This is a genomic window from Klebsiella sp. 1SOBk10mer, assembly GCF_046602535.1.
Taxonomy (GTDB): Bacteria; Pseudomonadota; Gammaproteobacteria; order Enterobacterales; family Enterobacteriaceae; genus Klebsiella; species Klebsiella quasipneumoniae.
In genome coordinates this window covers 39,765-54,496 of sequence record NZ_JBKIUP010000010.1, presented here as the reverse complement: position 1 = coordinate 54,496, position 14,732 = coordinate 39,765, and the positions used below count along the sequence as shown (strand labels likewise).

General features: G+C 60.0%; 16 protein-coding genes and 1 pseudogene. 5 read left to right on the top strand and 12 right to left on the bottom strand.

Features of this window, described 5'->3' with window-relative positions:
• Window positions 1–161: 161 nt before the first annotated feature.
• Both ACLH1I_RS21390 and ACLH1I_RS21385 read right to left on the bottom strand, forming a co-directional pair.
• The gene (locus tag ACLH1I_RS21390; RefSeq protein WP_411302894.1) at window positions 162–518 is read right to left on the bottom strand and encodes an ASCH domain-containing protein; all 357 of its coding nucleotides are present in this window, start codon (window positions 516–518) and stop codon (window positions 162–164) included.
• 251 nt (window positions 519–769) lie between these two features.
• Entirely contained in the window at window positions 770–1,705 is a 936-nt protein-coding gene (locus tag ACLH1I_RS21385) for a LysR family transcriptional regulator (protein ID WP_064794324.1), read from the bottom strand.
• Between the two features lie 98 nt (window positions 1,706–1,803).
• Between ACLH1I_RS21385 and ACLH1I_RS21380 the strand changes: the two genes are divergently transcribed.
• Complete coding sequence (locus tag ACLH1I_RS21380) at window positions 1,804–2,238, top strand: DMT family transporter (protein ID WP_004151877.1); 435 nt, start codon at window positions 1,804–1,806, stop codon at window positions 2,236–2,238.
• A 9-nt stretch (window positions 2,239–2,247) separates the two neighbouring features.
• A complete protein-coding gene (locus ACLH1I_RS21375; RefSeq protein WP_064794325.1) occupies window positions 2,248–2,739 on the top strand; it encodes a DMT family transporter in 492 nt (163 codons plus the stop codon).
• Between the two features lie 3 nt (window positions 2,740–2,742).
• On the opposite strand, the gene fabF is transcribed toward ACLH1I_RS21375, so the two are convergent.
• The 5 genes and pseudogenes from fabF to ACLH1I_RS21350 all read right to left on the bottom strand — a co-directional run.
• On the bottom strand, window positions 2,743–4,017 hold the full coding sequence (gene fabF / locus ACLH1I_RS21370) for a beta-ketoacyl-ACP synthase II (RefSeq protein ID WP_048324267.1): 1,275 nt from the start codon (window positions 4,015–4,017) through the stop codon (window positions 2,743–2,745).
• Window positions 4,018–4,036: 19 nt separating this feature from the next.
• Window positions 4,037–5,599, bottom strand: a complete 1,563-nt coding sequence (locus ACLH1I_RS21365; RefSeq protein WP_130944711.1) for a DHA2 family efflux MFS transporter permease subunit — start codon at window positions 5,597–5,599, stop codon at window positions 4,037–4,039.
• Entirely contained in the window at window positions 5,596–6,636 is a 1,041-nt protein-coding gene (locus ACLH1I_RS21360) for an HlyD family secretion protein (RefSeq protein ID WP_227679975.1), read from the bottom strand. The genes ACLH1I_RS21365 and ACLH1I_RS21360 overlap by 4 nt, the downstream gene beginning before the upstream one ends.
• On the bottom strand, window positions 6,620–7,177 hold the full coding sequence (locus ACLH1I_RS21355) for a winged helix-turn-helix transcriptional regulator (RefSeq protein ID WP_002905427.1): 558 nt from the start codon (window positions 7,175–7,177) through the stop codon (window positions 6,620–6,622). The genes ACLH1I_RS21360 and ACLH1I_RS21355 overlap by 17 nt, the downstream gene beginning before the upstream one ends.
• A pseudogene (locus ACLH1I_RS21350) lies at window positions 7,174–7,293 on the bottom strand (hypothetical protein); the annotation flags it as partial. The gene ACLH1I_RS21355 and the pseudogene ACLH1I_RS21350, both read right to left, overlap by 4 nt.
• A 191-nt stretch (window positions 7,294–7,484) precedes the next feature.
• Here ACLH1I_RS21350 and asd point away from each other — a divergent pair.
• On the top strand, window positions 7,485–8,603 hold the full coding sequence (asd, locus tag ACLH1I_RS21345; RefSeq protein ID WP_065802322.1) for an aspartate-semialdehyde dehydrogenase: 1,119 nt from the start codon (window positions 7,485–7,487) through the stop codon (window positions 8,601–8,603).
• A gap of 37 nt (window positions 8,604–8,640) precedes the next feature.
• Here asd and ACLH1I_RS21340 read toward each other — a convergent pair whose 3' ends face one another.
• The 5 genes from ACLH1I_RS21340 to hpxW all read right to left on the bottom strand — a co-directional run bounded on the left by ACLH1I_RS21340 (window position 8,641) and on the right by hpxW (window position 12,709).
• A complete protein-coding gene (locus ACLH1I_RS21340; protein WP_032456100.1) occupies window positions 8,641–9,063 on the bottom strand; it encodes a GNAT family N-acetyltransferase in 423 nt (140 codons plus the stop codon).
• An 86-nt stretch (window positions 9,064–9,149) separates the two neighbouring features.
• Window positions 9,150–9,536, bottom strand: a complete 387-nt coding sequence (gene hpxZ, locus ACLH1I_RS21335; RefSeq protein WP_002905421.1) for an oxalurate catabolism protein HpxZ — start codon at window positions 9,534–9,536, stop codon at window positions 9,150–9,152.
• Window positions 9,533–10,930 (bottom strand): AtzE family amidohydrolase, encoded by a 1,398-nt coding sequence (locus ACLH1I_RS21330; RefSeq protein WP_198080058.1) that lies wholly within the window; start codon window positions 10,928–10,930, stop codon window positions 9,533–9,535. The genes hpxZ and ACLH1I_RS21330 overlap by 4 nt, the downstream gene beginning before the upstream one ends.
• Window positions 10,927–11,112 carry an oxalurate catabolism protein HpxX gene (gene hpxX / locus ACLH1I_RS21325; RefSeq protein WP_004205830.1) on the bottom strand — a complete coding sequence of 62 codons (186 nt, stop codon included), beginning with the start codon at window positions 11,110–11,112 and terminating at the stop codon, window positions 10,927–10,929. The genes ACLH1I_RS21330 and hpxX overlap by 4 nt, the downstream gene beginning before the upstream one ends.
• A 10-nt stretch (window positions 11,113–11,122) precedes the next feature.
• Entirely contained in the window at window positions 11,123–12,709 is a 1,587-nt protein-coding gene (gene hpxW, locus ACLH1I_RS21320) for an oxamate amidohydrolase (protein WP_198080056.1), read from the bottom strand.
• A gap of 179 nt (window positions 12,710–12,888) precedes the next feature.
• Here hpxW and hpxU point away from each other — a divergent pair, with 179 nt between their 5' ends.
• Window positions 12,889–13,728 (top strand): MurR/RpiR family transcriptional regulator HpxU, encoded by an 840-nt coding sequence (hpxU, locus tag ACLH1I_RS21315; RefSeq protein ID WP_411302891.1) that lies wholly within the window; start codon window positions 12,889–12,891, stop codon window positions 13,726–13,728.
• A 214-nt stretch (window positions 13,729–13,942) separates the two neighbouring features.
• Window positions 13,943–14,728 carry a transporter substrate-binding domain-containing protein gene (locus tag ACLH1I_RS21310; protein WP_004143665.1) on the top strand — a complete coding sequence of 262 codons (786 nt, stop codon included), beginning with the start codon at window positions 13,943–13,945 and terminating at the stop codon, window positions 14,726–14,728.
• The last annotated feature ends 4 nt before the right edge of the window (window positions 14,729–14,732 follow it).

Sequence of the window (14,732 nt, the reverse complement as noted above, 5' to 3'; positions counted from 1 at the left end):
CAAATTAGAATAGCTCTACTCTCATTTTATTACCAATTATAGCTGGCACGTCCGCTCCTTGCTCAATGCGGACCTTTAGCTCGATAGCTTGTCCGCTCCGCGCCAGAAGCGAACAGTGTTATCAGTGGCGATTGATAAAACGTCAGCCCGTAGACCTTGTCTCACAGCACCTCAACCACTTCAAATTCTTCTGCGATCAACTCCATATCCTCAGAAAAATGACCTTCGGAGCTGAAAAATCTCTGATGCTCTTTCTTCCAGTATTCAAGGCTTAAATTGCCTTCACCTTCTTTGCGGGCGAATGCTTCAGTCACATCACAAAAACGAACCAGCTGCATCGAAATCAGTCTGATCACGCAAACTGGAACATTCTGGCCATCAAGAATAATGTGATAACTCCCAATTCTCGGGGCAGTTTTTTCCTGCTGGTAAGAGGCAAAAGATCCGCAAGAGGCCGTTTTGATCCCTTTTTTGATCAGGTCAGCAAGCTCGTTAGCCAGTTCAGGACTGTCACCCATTTGCCAGGCGTCTGCGCCGGGATACTTCTTTTTTATTTCCTCAATCTCAACCATGAAAATCCCTTCGTTATCGTCAATGAAAAGAAATGGCATACTTTTTTAACATGAGCGGTCCCAACATTATCAGCGATATCTTTCTTTAGATAGTGTGGTCCGTTTTTCGCTCAAAACGGACCTTAAGGGCATTGAACGCGTTTGCTCTGCGCCAGAAACGGCAGTTAACTTCAAGACGAACCATAAAGTCGCCTGTCTTATTCAGACTGCCAGTAAAGCGGTGAACCGAACGCGTCGATGTAGTAATCGATAATCGCCCGCACGTTCAGCGGTGGGTGGCGGGCATTCGGATAGATTGCCGCGATATGCTGTGGCTCCGTTTTTATGGACCTATCCAGCTCCGGCAGCAGTTCGATAAGTTCGCCGCTCTTTAGCCGGTCTCCAATCAGCCAGTCAGGAAACAGCACAATCCCCATCCCTCCGAGTGCGGCAATCAGCAGGGTTTCAGCATTATTCGATGACATCAGGGGTGAGACAGGGTAGTGCACCCATTCCTCACCGTGCCGGCGCAGCAGCCATTGGTTTGGTCCTGACGAACCGCGGTAGACCAGGCATTTATGCCGGGCGAGCTCTTCGGGCGATCCCAGCATGCCGTGCCGGCGGATATAATCCGGTGACGCGGCAAGATGATAGCACTGCTGGCCAAACACGCGCGCATGAAATGCGGAATCCATCAGCACGCCAATCCGGAAAATCACGTCAGCCGGCTCACGGTGCGGATCGATGTAATCATCAGTCAGCGTAAGCTCAATGCTGAGCTTCGGATATCGCTCCGTCAGGCCCGGTAACGCGGGTGCGACATGGCGCTGTCCAAAGAATACGGGTGCGTTTATGCGGACCATTCCGGAAGGCTCAAGCGTTCTCTCGTTGAGTTCCCGCCGCGCCTCCTCCATGCTGCCAGTCATCGCTCGCGCATAGCGGATAAAAAGATGGCCGCTTTCCGTCGGGATTATCGCCCGGGTATTGCGGTAAAAAAGCTGCTGGCCGAGCACATCCTCCATCTGATGGATGACCCGCGATACCTGAGAGGCCGATATCCCTTCCCGCCGGGCCACCACAGAGAAATTCTGCGTCTCATAGACGTCTATAAAAATCAGCAGAGCGCGAATACTGATGTTCCCAAGCTCATTCATTAATGCATATCCTGCACAGGTGTTTATCTCATTATGGCATTTTTCTCATCCATATTAAGCCGTAATCTCCTCCGCCTGGACTACTGGAGATGATTGCTATGCAGCTAATATTGATTTTTATCGTCATTGCCGGGGGCATGGGACTGTCCATAGAGGCAGGATTGCTCGGACCATTGGGTGGGGAGGTCGGTGACCTCTGGGCGACCTTCAGCATATTCGGCGTGGGCGCTGCGCTGACCTTTCTGCTGATGCTTTTTTTCAGCCCGCGCAACAGTCCGTCGTTCTTTGCGCAACCAGCGTGGCAGCTGCTTGGCGGCGTGCTTGGGCCGATTTACGTCATCATCCTGACCGTGGTAACGCCGGCAATCGGCATCGCCATGACGATGATCGGCATCCTGGCAGGCCAGGTTTTCAAGAGCCTGATTATTGATCACTTCGGTCTGCTCGGTACGTCGCGCCGGAAAATTGACAGTAAACGTATCATTGCGCTGATTTTCATCATTGCAGCGCTGGTTATGGTTGCACAGGGGTAAAGTAACATTATGACTATTATCATGATTCTGCTCGCCGTCGCCGGTGGCGCCATGCTGAGTATCCAGGCGGCTATCAATGGCCAGCTGGGCAGCAATGTTGGCGTATTCAAAAGCGCGTTCCTGACATTTGCTGTCGGCGCCCTGCTGACGGGGCTGCTGATCTTTTTCTTCGAACCCAAACACCCCCTGACGCTGATGGACGTGCCTAAATGGCAACTGCTGGGCGCAATGTTTGGTGTGCCTTATATCGTTATTATGGTACTGGCCGTCCAGCGTATTGGCGCGGCAGTGGCTACGGTCGCTGTCATTTTTGGCCAGTTAACCATGAGCATGCTGATCGATAACTTCGGCTGGCTGGGCAATGCGTCGATTCCATTCTCGATGAGCCGAATCGGCGCCATTGTCTGCCTGGGTATCGCGCTGTTCTTCATTTACTCCAGCAGCAGGGCAAAAGCTGCCACGGCGAAAATCCCCCGCCAGCCATCGCCGGGGGGGAGTTGACGATTATTCCCAGCGTTTCAGCAGCAGACTGGCATTAACCCCGCCGAAGCCAAAACCGTTCGACAGCGCATAGCGCATCTTCTGCGGGCGGGCCTGCAGCGCCACCAGGTTCATGCCTGCCGCCTCTTCATCGGGGTGATGCAGGTTCAGCGTCGGCGGCACCACCTGATCACGCAGCGCCTGAATGGTGAAGATGGCCTCAATCCCGCCGGCCGCGCCTAACAGATGGCCGGTGGCGGATTTCGTCGAGGTAATGGCGACCGGATGCGCGCCAAACAGCGTTTTAATCGCCGCCAGTTCACCTTTATCACCGACCTGCGTCGAGGTGGCGTGGGCGTTGATATGGTCAATCTCGTCGACGGTCACCCCGGCCTGGCGAATAGCGGTCTCCATGGCCCGACGCGCGCCGTTCCCGTCTTCCGGGCCTGCGGTCAGGTGATAAGCATCTGCGCTGGTGCCGTAGCCGACCAGCTCGGCCAGCGGCGTGGCGCCGCGCGCCAGCGCGTGCTCCAGTGACTCGATCACGATAAGCCCCGCGCCTTCTCCCATCACAAATCCATCGCGGTCGCGGTCAAAGGGGCGGGAAGCGGCTTCCGGCTGGTCGTTGGAGGCGCTGGAGAGCGCCCTTGCCGCGGCAAACCCGGCCAGGCTAACGCGATGAATTGCCGCTTCCGCGCCGCCGCAGAGGGCAATATCCGCCTCGCCGCTGCGGATCATCCGCGCCGCATCGCCAATGGCCTGTGCACCCGCTGCGCAGGCGGTGACCGGCGCGCCGATGGGGCCCCGGAAGCCGTGAGCGATAGACACATGCCCGGCGGCCAGGTTGGCCAGAAAAGAGGGGATAGTGAACGGCGAGAGGCGACGCGGCCCGCGTTCATCGGTGGTATGTACCGCATTGGCGATCTCGCTGAAGCCGCCGATCCCGGTGGCGATCACCGTGGCGGTACGTTCCTGTTCGGCCGCAGATGCTGGCGACCAGCCGGCCTGGGTCAGCGCTTCACGGGCGGCGACCAGCGCAAACTCGATAAAGCGATCCATCTTTTTGCGCTCTTTCGCCGGGATGGTCGCCAGCGGGTCGAAGCCGTGCAGCGGATCGCTTTCAATGGACGGCACCTGGCCGGCCACTTTGCAGGGAATATCCGCGACCAGCTGCTCGCTGAGTCGGGTGATCCCTGACTTTCCTGCCAGCAGCGACTGCCAGACGTGCTGTACGCCGCAGCCCAGCGGGCTGACAATCCCCATCCCGGTGACGACAATGCGTTTAACGGAAACGCCCATAGTTTACTCTCCTGTAGTATCAGTGTGCCGGCGGCTTTTTCATCAAGGGAACCAGCATCGCGGCAAGCAAAAAACCCATCATGATGAGGTAGAAAGCATCGGAAAAGGCCTGGGTTCGCGCCTCCCGCAGCGCCAGCGCGGAAAGATTTTTCAGCGCCGCCGTCTGCGCGGCATCCGGCGAGATCCCCTGCGTGGCGAAGTTTGCTGCGCTGCGCTGAACAAAATCGCTCATTGCCAGGTTGGCGTTATTCAGATGGTCCGCCAGGCGGTTGTAGTGCAAATTGGTTCTGTCGTTAAGCACTGTGCCGCACAGGGCGATGCCGATGGCGCCCCCGAGGTTGCGCATCAGATTAAACAGCCCGGAGGCCAACTTCAGGCGCGCGGGCGGCAGGCTGCCCAGCGTCAGGGTCACCGTTGGCGCGACGGCAAACTGCTGCGCCAGTCCGCGAAACGCCTGCGGGAGCAGCAACTGGTCCGCACCCCAGTCATGGGTTATCGGGACGAAGCTGTACATCGACACCGCAAAACCGATCAGCCCGGCCATCAGCAGCCAGCGCAGGTCAACGCGGTTGGCGAGCCACGAATAAAACGGAATAGACATGACCTGGAACAAGCCGGTGGAAAATACCGCCAGGCCGATCTCCAGCGCGCTGAAACCGCGCACGCTACCGAGATACAGCGGAGTTAAATAGATGGTGGCGAAGATGCCGACGCCGGCCATAAACGAGAAATAGCAGCCGAGGCTGAAAGTTCGGTCCTGCAGGGCCCGCAGTTCCATCACCGGCTGCGGATGGCGGAGGGTGCGGATAACAAAAGCCACGCCGCAGAGCAGGGCGACCCAGGCGGTGGTCGTCAGGGTCGCGTCATCAAACCAGCCCCAGCGTGGACCTTCTTCGAGGGTATATTCCAGGCAGCCGAGGGACACGGCCAGCAGCAGAATACTGAGATAGTCGGCGCCGCGCAGCAGAGTGGGGTCGGCGCTGTCTACTTTCACCAGCAGCGGCACTGCCACCGCGATGTAAATCCCCGGAACAACGTTGATAAAGAACAGCCAGTGCCAGTTGTAGTTTTCGGTGATCCAGCCGCCCACCGTCGGGCCCAGCGTCGGGGCGAGGGAGGCCAGGCCGCCGATTGTCGCCGCGGCAATGACCCGCTGTTTGCCCTGAAAAAAGGCGAAAGCGGTGGTGAACACCAGGGGGATCATCGACCCGCCCGCCAGCCCCTGCAGGGCGCGGAAGGCGATCATACTCTGGATGTTCCACGCCCAGCCGCACAGCAGGCTCATCAGCGTGAAGCCCGCCGCGGAGGCGGCAAACAGCCAGCGGGTCGACATGACCCGGGCCAGCCAGCCGGAAAGCGGGATAATAATGATCTCGGCGATCAGGTAGCTGGTTTGTACCCAGACGGTCTCATCGTCGCCTGCCGACAGGCCACCGCCGATATCCCGCAGCGAGGCGGAGACAATCTGGATGTCGATAAGGGCGATAAACATCCCCACGCACATGCTGGCGAAGGCAAAGATTTTCTTCGCCGTCGGCATCGACAGACTTTGCGGGGCGGACAGCGCCTGAGCGGTGCTCATCGAGGGCTCTTTTCGTTCACGGTGACGATCACCGACAGTCCCGGGCGCAGGACGTCAAGCTTTGCCCCGTCACCTTCCAGCGCAATGCGGACCGGCACCCGCTGCACGATTTTAGTGAAATTCCCGGTCGCGTTCTCCGCCGGCAGAATGCTGAAGCGTGAGCCGGTCGCCGGCGCCAGGCTGGCGACATGGCCCTTAAAGGTATGGTTCGGCAGCACATCGGCGACGATGGTCACCGCCTGGCCGGCGCGCATATGCGCCAGCTGGTTTTCCTTAAAGTTGGCGTCAATCCACAGGCCGTGCGCGGGCACCAGGGAGAGCAGCTGCGTGCCGCTGCTGACGAAGGAGCCGGACCACGCGCGGCGGTTGCCAATCACCCCATCGAACGGCGCGCGAATATCGGTATAGCTGAGGTTCAGCCTGGCCATCTCGAGGTTAGCCTGGGCCTGCACCAGGGCAGCCAGGGTTTGCTGCTGGCGAGCATCCAGCACCGCCATCTGACGTTCGGCCACGGTTTTATCCGCTTTGGCTTTCTCCTGCTCGGCATGCGCCCGGCGATAATCGGCGGAGGCGTTATCGCGGATCTGTGCGGAAATCGCGCTCGACGCGGCCAGGGCGTTATAGCGTCGGTTGTCGTTAGCCAGTTTTTCGGTTGCCGCCGTGGCGGCCAGTAACGAGGCCGCAGAGCCGGCAATGGTCGCCTGCTGTAGCTGGCGGGTAGCCTGGATATCGGCCAGCGCGGCCTGCTGCGCCGCCACTTCTCCGGCGGCTTTCGCGAGGGCGGCGCGGTAATCGCGGTCGTCAATGCGGATCAACAGGTCACCTTTTTTCACCGCCATATTGTCCTGCACCGCCAGCTGCTGGATATAGCCGGAGACTTTGCTGGAGATGGCGCTAATGTCGCCGCCAACATAGGCGTCATCGGTGGTCTGCAGAAAACGTCCGGTTTGCCACCAGTACGCGCCGTAGCTCGCTGCCGCCAGAACGGCGGAGAGGGCCGCCAGGACGAGGACGCTTTTCTTACTGGCCAGCTTCATGGTTGGCATCTCTGTAGGGTTCAGGCTGGAATTTTTGCCCGCTATCGCCTTCGCGTTTGCGCAGCAGATATTCATGACGATATTGCATCAGCGGCGAGGCGGCGGGGCCCGGCACCATGGCGTATTTACCCGGGATAATCTCTTCCCCGGTCGCTTTATCCACCATGATCGGATCCACCCGGCGCTGGGTGGCGGTTTCCACCAGCTGCATCTGACGGCCTTCGGGAGCGAAGTGGCGGTTACCCCATTCCGCCAGCGCCAGCAGCACCATGCGGAAATCGCGGCCCCGCGGGGTGAGGTGGTATTCGTAGCGCGGCGGCGTGCTGCTGTAGCACACCTTCTCCAGCAGGCCGTCGTCGACCAGCGCCTTCAGGCGGCGCGACAGAATATTGGGCGCGACGTTGCTGCTTTTCTGAAATTCGTCGAAGCGGGTAAAGCCCGCAAAGGCGTCGCGCAAGATCATGATGCTCCAGCTGTCGCCGATGCGGCCCAGGCTGCGGGCGATGGGGCAGGGAGCGTGGCAAAGCGGTTCATTTTTCATGGGCTGTCCAGTAACCAAGTGGCTTTTGCCAGCAAATTGACATAGTAACTATCAAAATGCAAGTGACTATTCATGGCAGCCAGGGGAGAAGCCGCTGCCGTTCCGCTACGTCGTTTCTCCCTTTGAACAGTCTCCGCCGCCTTATATCTGCCTGACCGTAATAAGAGATAACTATCGCTGATGGCAGATGAAACATTTTAATAATGATAAAAATCGATGTGCTGGGTAATGACCTTTATTGGGGGATACGATATAAGGTATGGCGACACTCAAATTAACATTCTCATAACTTTTTAAGGTTAAATAAATGAAGCAGGTGGGTATTGTTGGCTGGCGGGGCATGGTTGGCTCAGTATTGTTGCAGCGCATGATCGAAGAAAATGATTTCGACGATATTTCAGCGCATTTTTTTAGCACCTCCAGTGCGGGTGCCGCTGGCCCGGTTATTAATGGTAAAAGCGACAAACTGAAAGATGCGAATTCCCTTAGCGCCCTCGCCGAAATGGATATTATTATAACCTGTCAGGGCGGGGATTATACCAAAGCCATCTATCCTGCGTTAATTAACTCTGGCTGGCAAGGGTACTGGATTGACGCCGCTTCGGCGCTGCGGATGGATGACAACGCCTGCATTATTCTCGACCCGGTCAACCGCGATAATATCGATCGCGCGGTGAAAGCGGGTATGAAACTGTTTGTCGGCGGCAACTGCTCCATCACACTGAGCCTGATGGGGCTGGCCGGGTTGATAAAAGCGGGTCTGATCGAATGGATGAGCGTAATGACCTATCAGTCTGCCTCCGGGGCGGGCGCCAAACAGGTGCGGGAATTCATCGCGCAAAGCGCGTATATCAGTCAGCATTTATCTGCGGATGAACTGACGGCATCAGGTTCCGTGCTGCCTTTAGTCAATAAAGTGAGTGAGTTGATTAATAGCGCCGGCATGCCGGTGGAGAATTTTGGCGTCCCGCTGATGGGCAGCATCATTCCCTGGATCGACAGCGATCTTGGCGATGGAAACAGCCGCGAAGAATGGAAGGGCGAGGCGGAAACTAATAAAATTCTTGGCCTTGCGCCCGGCAGCATCCCGGTCAATGGCTTATGCATTCGGGTCGGCGTAATCCGCTGCCACAGCGCTGCCATTACCCTTAAACTGAAACGTGAGGTCAGCGAAGCGGAATTTGCTGAGTTAGTCACCCATTCCCATCCGTGGGTAAACTATATCCCCAATAATAAGCAAGAGAGTGTCAGTAATTTGACCCCGGCTGCGATTAGCGGTTCGTTGCAGGTAGGAATTGGCCGCTACAAGAAAATGTCGCTAAATAATGAACCCGTCTACTCGGTGTTAACGGTTGGCGATCAGCTATTGTGGGGCGCGGCGGAACCCCTGCGCCGCATGTTAAATATCCTGCTGGGCAAAATATAGTTAAGATTATTCGGGGAAAGCACTCGTTCTCTGGCGGCTAAGACAAACGTTTAACGAAGCGTTTGCGGACTTCCTTATAGCCGTTAGTTTCATAAAATTGATGCGCTCTGATTCTTTTTTCACTGCTTGAAAGCTCAATATGAGCGCATTGTTTATCGTGGGCGAGGCGCTCTGCGGCATGGAGAAGCTGGTGGCCTATCCCTGAACCCCGTGACGATTCCTCTATCACCAGCGCGGAAATTAATGCCCACAATCGGTTCTCATGTACCGGTAAGATAAAATTGATAACGACCACGCCACACACGGTGTTTTCTGCTTCAGCCACCAGCGTATGCATCATACTTTGGGGTTCATTGATGCGTTGCGCTAAGCTCGCCGTCTCCGTCTGATAGCCCAGCTGCAGAAATAGCGTTTTCAGCGCGGGGATATCTTTTGATTCAGCAGCCCTGATTAACACCATGACCATCGTCTCCTCACGTATTGATACCGGGCGGGTGCGGGCCGGTGAATAGCCTCATTCCCCCGGCCCGCGTCAGTGTACGCCTCTCAGTCCATCAGACTGACCTGGGCGGCGACAATCCGCCAGCCGTAGGGAAAGCGCACCCACGTTTGCTGCTGACGCCCAAGGCGCGCGCTGCCTTCGCGGGTAAACTCGGTGCTGCATACCGCCATGTCCGCGCCAAAGGTGGTGATGGTGGTATGGCGCAGGTCGCGGGCCAGACCGGCGGCGGGGCGGGCGGCGCGAAAGGCGCGGATCGCCTCAATGCCATACAGATTTTCGCCTGCCCCCAGCCGCACGGTGCGCGGGTCATGCCAGAACAACGCGTCCAGCGCCTCGATGTTATTGCTGACCAGCGCCTCTTCATACTGGTAAAACGCCGCCGTCACCTCGGCGAGGATCGCCGGGCGGTCTACATTATCCAGATTGATCATGCTGCACTCTCCGCCACTCGGGCATCGGTAATGCCCATCGCTTCCAGCGCCCGCGCGGCGCGAAGACAGGCTTGTTCGTTAAACGGCGCGGCTATCAGCTGCAGGCCAATCGGCTTGCCGCTGGCGGTACGCAGGGGCACGGTCACCACCGGCAGCCCGAGGAAGGAGATCGGCTGGGTCAGCATACCCATGCTGGCGCGCACCGGCAGCGGCTGGCCGTTAATCACCATCTCCTCGGCGCCAATCGGCGTAGCGCTGCATGGGGTGGCCGGGGCGATCAGCACGTCGGCCTGACTGAACAGGGATTTCATCGCCTGACGGGCATGACGGCGGAAGCGCTGGGCCTGCAGATACCACGCCGAGGGGATCATCGCCCCGGCCAGCAGCCGCTCGCGGGAGTGGGGTTCAAAGCGCTCGGGCGACTGGCGAAGATCCGGCAGATATTGATTGCCGCCTTCGCTGGCGCTGATGATAAAAGCCGCCGAGCGTGCCAGGGCGGCATCCGCGAACTGCAGCTCGCTGTCGGCGCCCAGCGCGTGGGCGACCCGATCCACGGCCGCCCGGGCGTCATCATCGCACCAGGTGGTGAAATAGCCCCCCAGTCGCGCGCAGCGCAGCCCCTCCAGTCCGCGCTCCAGCAGGTTGCCGGTGCGCTCGCTGGCTTTATCGGCCTGAAAGTCATCGGCCGGGTCGCGCCCCTGCAGGGCGTCATACACCGCGGCGAGGTCGGCCACCCGGCGGGCAAAGGGACCAATATGATCCAGACTGGCGACAAACGGATGGCTGCCGGAGCGGGAGAGGCGGCCGAAAGTGGGTTTCAGGCCAAAGATCCCGCACAGCGACGCGGGGACGCGGATCGAGCCGTTGGTGTCGCTGCCGAGGCTGAAATGGACCAGCCCGGCGGCCACCGCTGCGGCCGAACCGCCGGAGGATCCACCGGCGATCCGCGTCAGATCGTGCGGGTTGCGCGTCGCGCCATAGTGGCTGTTTTCGGTGGTGAAGCCGTAGGCGTAGGCATCCATATTGAGCATCCCGCTGAGCAGGGCGCCGGCGCTGTGCAGCTGGCGCACCGCCCAGCTGTCGCTGGCGGCCGGCGGCCGGCCGCTCAGCAGCTCCGCCCCGGCGAGGGTGGTGTGCCCGGCGACATCAAACAGATTTTTCACCGCGTAGGGAATGCCCGCCAGCGGCGGCAAGGGGCGCTTTTCCCGGCGCAGGGCGTCGATGCTGTCGGCCTCCGCCAGCATGCGCTGGGCGGTGACCTCGGTCCAGGCGTTGATCTGCGGATTAACGCGGGCGATATCGTCCAGCGTCTGGCAGGCGATCTCCCGGGCGCTCAGTTCGCCATCGTGCAGCGCACGCTGGATCTCGGCGATGGTGAAATGGTGAAGTGTCATGCTTTATACACCCCCGCAATGTCGTCGCGCGGCCCGAGCGGATAGTCCATCAGCGGCTGCGCCATGGCGGCGATGCGGGCAAACTGGCGCTCCAGCTCCTCGCGGCGCGGCGCATCCAGCTCCATATCAAAAAGGTGAGTCATCTGCGTCAGATACTCGCTCCAGTCAGGCTGTGTGGTCATGGTCTGCTCCTTAGTATCCGGCGGCGGCGCCGTTGCTGCGTGGATCGGTAGCCCCTTCAAGCAGGCCGTTGGGATGGCGGACAATGGCCCCGGCGTGGCCCATCGCTTCGCTGAAATCGGCCAGCACTTCCACCTCGTGCCCCAGATCGCGCAGACGCGCGATGCAGGCGGGGGCAAAGCGTCCCTCCAGCTTCAGTGAATCCGAGGACTGGCCCCAGGTGCGGCCCAGCAGCCAGCGCGGACGGGAGATGCTCTCCTGCAGCGGCGCCCCCTGCAGGATATAGCGGGTAAACAGCGCCGCCTGGGTCTGCGGCTGACCGTCGCCGCCCATCGAGCCATAGACCATCACCCGGCCATCGTTCAGGCGCGCCGCGGCGGGGTTGAGGGTATGGAACGGCTGTTTGCCAGGGGCCAGCGCCAGGAGATGCTGCGGATCGAGGCTGAAGGCCGCCCCGCGGTTTTGCCAGACGATCCCGGTGTCCGGGATCACCACGCCGCTGCCAAACTCGTGATAGATGCTCTGAATGAATGACACCGCCAGCCCGCTGTTATCCACGACGCCCATCCAGACGGTATCGCCCGGGCCTTTGCCGCCGCCCCAGGGAGAAGCGCTGGCGTCGTCGATGCTGTCGGCCAGCGGCTGCAGGGCTTCCGGGGTGAGCAACGCCTGAACATCCACATCCAGATGGCGCGGATCGGTGATATGCGCATCGCGCAGGGCAAACGCCCGCTTGGTGGCTTCGACGATACGGTGCACCGTTTGCGCCTCGTCGGCGTCGGCCATCTTCAGACGGTCGGTGATGCCGAGGATCGCCAGCGACACCAGCCCCTGTGTGGGCGGGGCGAGGTTCCACAGCGTGCCCTGCCGGTGCTGAAGGGTCAGCGGCGCCGGACGCCGGGCGCGGTGGGCCTGCAGGTCGCCGAGGGTGACGGGCATCCCCAGCGCGGCCATCCCCTGGGCGAGACGTTCGGCCAGCGGGCCGCGATAGAAACTGTCGAGACCGTCGCTGGCCAGCATGCACAGCGTTCCGGCGAGGGCGGGCTGGCGAAAGCGGCTGCCGGTCCGGGGGGGCTCGCCCGCCATCAGCCAGGTTTCGCTGAAGCCTGGCTGATGGCGCAGCTCTTCCAGTTTGCTGGCGGTGGCGTGGGCCTGCGAGGCGGTGACCGGAATGCCGTCTTCGGCATAGCCGATCGCATCGGCCAGCAGGCGGGCCACCGGCAGCGCGCGGCCGGTTAAGTCCCGTGAAATCCGCAGCGCCTCGTCCCAGCCGCTGACGGTGCCGGCGACGGTCAGCGCGGCCTGCGGTCCCCGGTGGGGAATATGCTGCTGTCCGGCGTAGGCCTCGAGGGTGGCCAGCGACCCGGCGGCCCCGCTGGCGTCAATGGCGATGGGGTCTCCCTCAGGCGGCACGATCAGCCAGAAACCATCCCCACCCAGGCCATTCATATGGGGATAGACGACGGCGATGGCCGCCGCGGCAGCCACCATCGCTTCAATGGCGCTGCCGCCCTCGCGCAAGATGGCCAGCGCGCTCTGGCTGGCGAGGTGGTGGGGAGCGACCGCCATGCCGTGGGTCGAAACGTTGCTACTGTGCATAAATTATCCTTTCTGAACGAATCACCGGCAGAACACTGCAAAAGCTGTTCCAGCTCTGAACGTTTCGTTTCATTGATAAAAACAATGACCGGAATTTTCCCGCTGGCACGCTATGTGTAAGGCATAGCAGATACAGTATGATGAGGGATGGATGATGAAACGAAAGTTACAGGGGCGCTATGCAACAACTCGATGAACGACTGAAAGGGCAATACGCCTCGCTGTCGCCGCAGGAACAGCGGGTGGCGGATTTCATCTTTGACCACTTTGATGACCTGATAAGCTACAACAGCGCCGAGCTGGCGCAGCTGAGCGGCGTATCGAAAGCCACCGTCAGCCGGCTGTTCAAGCGCCTGGGCTATGACAAATATAAGGACATGCGCGATGAACTGCGCACCCTGCGCCAGAGCGGGATGCCGCTGACTGATCAGCGCGACGCGGTGCAGGGTAACACGCTGCTGGCGCGTCATTATAAGCAGGAGATGGCGAACCTCATCCAATGGGTCAACGCCCTTGACGCGCGCCAGTTCGCCGAGGCGCTGATGGCGATGGTGGCCGCGCGCCGCATTGTGGTGATTGGTATGCGCAATGCCTATCCGGCGGCGCTGCACCTGCGCCAGCAGCTGCTGCAGGCCCGCGGTCAGGTGCTGGTGCTGCCCCAGCCTGGGCAGAGCCTCAGCGAAGAGCTGGTCGATCTGACCGCCGATGATCTGGTGGTGATGATGGCATTTCGCCGGCGGCCGCGGATCGTCCGCCCGCTCCTGCAGCAGCTGCAGCGAGATGGTGTGCCGGTCCTGTTAATGTGCGAGCCGCAGGCCCACAGTCTGTTCCCGCTCTCCCGCTGGCAGCTCTGCGCGCCGCTGGACAGCGTCTCGGCTTACGACAGCTATGCCTCGGTCAACAGCCTGATCAATCTGCTGGCCAATGCCTTTCTGCACGAAACGCTCGATAGCGGTCGTCCGCGCATCCACGATATCGCTACGCTTTACCAGCAGCTGGACGAGCTGGAACAACGCTGATGGGGCGCCAGCGTGGTGCTGTGCATCAATATGGTGCATATTGTTCCGCGTTCTGGCGCCGTTGTTTTTTGTTCTTCGGCTCCTTACTGCCTGTCCTTTCTCACTTTTAGCTTAAATTCCTCGCCAACCCGCGCATCGACCGTATCTGGCACATTAGTTGCAGAAACAGATTCAAAGAATCTTTTGTTTCATGCTAACGTAACGGGTAAACATCATGAAGAAACTGTTGATCGCACTGGCCGGGGCCGCTTGTCTCCTTTCGTCTGTTTCTGCTGCGCAGGCTGACCAGCTCCAGGATATTGAAAAACGCGGCGTCATCCGCATTGCCGTGCCCCAGGATTTTCCGCCGTTCGGCTCGGTGGGGACTGACCTGCAGCCGCAGGGGTATGACATCGATATGGCGCGCTATCTGGCGAAGTCGATGAAGCTCAAGCTGCAGCTGGTCCCGGTGACCAGCGCCAACCGCGTGCCGTATCTGCAGACCGATAAGGTGGACCTGGTGATCTCCAGCCTCGGCAAAAACGCCGAGCGAGAGAAAGTGATCGACTTCAGCCGCGCCTACGCCCCGTTCTTCCTCGGGGTGTTTGGCCCGAAAGGGGCGGAGCTGAAGGACGCGGCCGCGCTGAGCGGTAAAAGCATCGGCGTGACCCGTGGGGCGGTGGAAGATATGGTGCTGACCAGCGTGGCGCCGCAGGCGGCGCAGATTAAGCGCTACGAGGACAATAACACCACGCTGTCGGCCTATCTGTCGGGCCAGGTGCAGTATGTCGCCACCGGTAACCTGGTGGTGGCGGCCATCTCCCGGCAGAACGCTGACAAAGCGCCGGTGCCGAGCTTTATGCTGAAAGACTCGCCGTGCTTTATCGGGCTGAAAAAGAACGAACCGGCGCTGAAGGCGAAAGTGGATACCCTGATCGAGCAAGGCATTAAGGACGGTACCCTCAACGGTTTGTCTGAGAAGTGGCTGAAAGCGCCGCTGCCTGCCAGCCTCGGCGCGTAAGGTC

Bases quoted from the DNA above. Each gene is read 5' to 3' on its own strand.
- ACLH1I_RS21390 (WP_411302894.1), bottom strand. From the start codon at position 518: ATGGGTGACAGTCCTGAACTGGCTAACGAGCTTGCTGACCTGATCAAA.
- ACLH1I_RS21385 (WP_064794324.1), bottom strand. From the start codon at position 1,705: ATGAATGAGCTTGGGAACATCAGTATTCGCGCTCTGCTGATTTTTATA.
- ACLH1I_RS21380 (WP_004151877.1), top strand. From the start codon at position 1,804: ATGCAGCTAATATTGATTTTTATCGTCATTGCCGGGGGCATGGGACTG.
- ACLH1I_RS21375 (WP_064794325.1), top strand. From the start codon at position 2,248: ATGACTATTATCATGATTCTGCTCGCCGTCGCCGGTGGCGCCATGCTG.
- fabF (WP_048324267.1), bottom strand. From the start codon at position 4,017: ATGGGCGTTTCCGTTAAACGCATTGTCGTCACCGGGATGGGGATTGTC.
- ACLH1I_RS21365 (WP_130944711.1), bottom strand. From the start codon at position 5,599: ATGAGCACCGCTCAGGCGCTGTCCGCCCCGCAAAGTCTGTCGATGCCG.
- ACLH1I_RS21360 (WP_227679975.1), bottom strand. From the start codon at position 6,636: ATGAAGCTGGCCAGTAAGAAAAGCGTCCTCGTCCTGGCGGCCCTCTCC.
- ACLH1I_RS21355 (WP_002905427.1), bottom strand. From the start codon at position 7,177: ATGAAAAATGAACCGCTTTGCCACGCTCCCTGCCCCATCGCCCGCAGC.
- asd (WP_065802322.1), top strand. From the start codon at position 7,485: ATGAAGCAGGTGGGTATTGTTGGCTGGCGGGGCATGGTTGGCTCAGTA.
- ACLH1I_RS21340 (WP_032456100.1), bottom strand. From the start codon at position 9,063: ATGGTGTTAATCAGGGCTGCTGAATCAAAAGATATCCCCGCGCTGAAA.
- hpxZ (WP_002905421.1), bottom strand. From the start codon at position 9,536: ATGATCAATCTGGATAATGTAGACCGCCCGGCGATCCTCGCCGAGGTG.
- ACLH1I_RS21330 (WP_198080058.1), bottom strand. From the start codon at position 10,930: ATGACACTTCACCATTTCACCATCGCCGAGATCCAGCGTGCGCTGCAC.
- hpxX (WP_004205830.1), bottom strand. From the start codon at position 11,112: ATGACCACACAGCCTGACTGGAGCGAGTATCTGACGCAGATGACTCAC.
- hpxW (WP_198080056.1), bottom strand. From the start codon at position 12,709: ATGCACAGTAGCAACGTTTCGACCCACGGCATGGCGGTCGCTCCCCAC.
- hpxU (WP_411302891.1), top strand. From the start codon at position 12,889: ATGCAACAACTCGATGAACGACTGAAAGGGCAATACGCCTCGCTGTCG.
- ACLH1I_RS21310 (WP_004143665.1), top strand. From the start codon at position 13,943: ATGAAGAAACTGTTGATCGCACTGGCCGGGGCCGCTTGTCTCCTTTCG.